The sequence below is a fragment of the Mycobacterium sp. 1245852.3 genome, from assembly GCF_001669335.1.
GTDB classification, from domain to species: Bacteria; Actinomycetota; Actinomycetes; order Mycobacteriales; family Mycobacteriaceae; genus Mycobacterium; species Mycobacterium europaeum_A.
In genome coordinates this window covers 1-1,643 of record NZ_LZLL01000522.1, presented here as the reverse complement: position 1 = coordinate 1,643, position 1,643 = coordinate 1, and the positions used below count along the sequence as shown (strand labels likewise).

At 71.4% G+C, this 1,643-nt stretch carries 2 protein-coding genes; both read left to right on the top strand.

Features of this window, described 5'->3' with window-relative positions; genetic code table 11:
* Positions 1-262 (top strand): ESX secretion-associated protein EspG (locus A9W96_RS23855; protein WP_197499620.1); only part of this gene is annotated, 262 nt, incomplete at its 5' end.
* Positions 263-337: 75 nt separating this feature from the next.
* The coding region (gene eccD, locus A9W96_RS23850) for a type VII secretion integral membrane protein EccD (protein ID WP_156765388.1) at positions 338-1,643 on the top strand (1,306 nt) is incomplete at its 3' end.

The window sequence follows — 1,643 nt, the reverse complement described above, 5'->3', positions numbered from 1 at the left end:
CGCCGGCTGCCACCGCGACGGCCGGCACTCCACCAGCGAGGTGGGGATGAGCATCGTCGACGCAAGCGAGGGACGGGTGCTGGTCAGCCCGTCCCGCGCGTTCGACGGTGAGTGGGTTTCGACCTTCGCGCCCGGAACGCCGTTCGCGATCGCCGTCGCGATCGAACAACTGACCGCTTTACTGCCAGACGCCGGATGGTTCGCCGAACACCGGTTGACCCGAGACTTTTCCCCTTCAACACTGTCCGTTCAACACTCATAGCAAAAGAGAAGAGAGCACGATGTTCCAGCAACGGCCCCAACACGTTTCGAGGGTCCGGTGACCTCCGGAACCGTCATGCCGATCGTCCGCGTGGCAATACTGGCGGACAGCAGGTTGACGGAAATGGCCTTGCCTGCGGAGCTGCCACTGCGCGAAATCCTGCCCGCCGTCCAGCGTTTGGTGGTTCCCGCCGCGGTTAACGGCGACTCCGAGGACGGCACCGCCACGCGCGGCGCCGCTGAGGTCGGCGCGGCGACCCAACTGAGCCTGGCGCCCATCGGTGGTGCGCCGTTCAGCCTGGACGCCAGCCTGGACACGGTCGGCGTCGTCGACGGTGACCTGCTGGCGCTGCAGGCGGTGCCGGTCGGTCCGGCCGCGCCCGGCATCGTCGAGGACATCGCCGACGCGGCCATGATCTTCTCCGCCTCACGGCTCAAGCCCTGGGGCACAACGCATATCCAGCGCGGCGCCCTGGCCGCGGCGATCGCGGTGGCATTCCTGGCCACCGGGCTGTCGGTGACCTACCGGGTGGCCACCGGTGCGCTGCTGGGACTGGTCGCGGTCAGCGCGGTGGCGGCCCTGACCGCGATCGTCGGCCTGCTGGTGACCGCGCGCTCGGCGCGCACCGGCATGGCGCTGTCCATCGCCGCGCTGGTTCCCATCGCCGCCGCGCTCGCGCTGGCGGTGCCGGGCAGGTTCGGTCCCGCCCAACTGACCCTGGCCGCGGCCGGCGTCACCGCGTGGTCCCTGATCGCCCTGATGGCGCCCAGCGCCGAGCGCGAGCGCATCGCCGGGTTCTTCACCGCGACCGCGGTGGTGGGCGGCGGTGTGCTGCTGGCCGCGGGTGCCGAATTGCTGTGGCACCTCACGCCCATCGCGATCGGCTGCGGCCTGATCGTGGCGGCGCTGCTGGTCACCATCGAGGCGGCCCAACTGTCCGCGCTGTGGGCGCGGTTCCCGTTGCCGGTCATCCCGGCGCCCGGGGACCCCACCCCGTCGGCGCCGTCGCTACAGGTCCTCGAGGACCTGCCCCGGCGCGTGCGGATCAGCGACGCGCATCAGAGCGGATTCATCGCCGCCGCAGTGCTGCTCAGCGTCCTGGGTTCGGTGGCGATCGGGCTGCGGCCCGAGTCGCTCAGCGTCGCGGGCTGGTACGTGATCGCGGCGACCGCGGCGACGTCCGTGCTGCGCGCCAGGGTGTGGGACTCCGCCGCGTGCAAGGCGTGGCTGCTCGCCCAGCCGTTCCTGACCGCCGGAGTGCTGCTGGTGCTCTACACCTCGACCGGACGCTACGCGGCCGCGCTGGGCGCCGCGCTGGTGCTGCTGGCGCTGGTGTCGATGTGGATCGTGGTGGCGCTCAACCCGGGCATCGCTTGGCCGG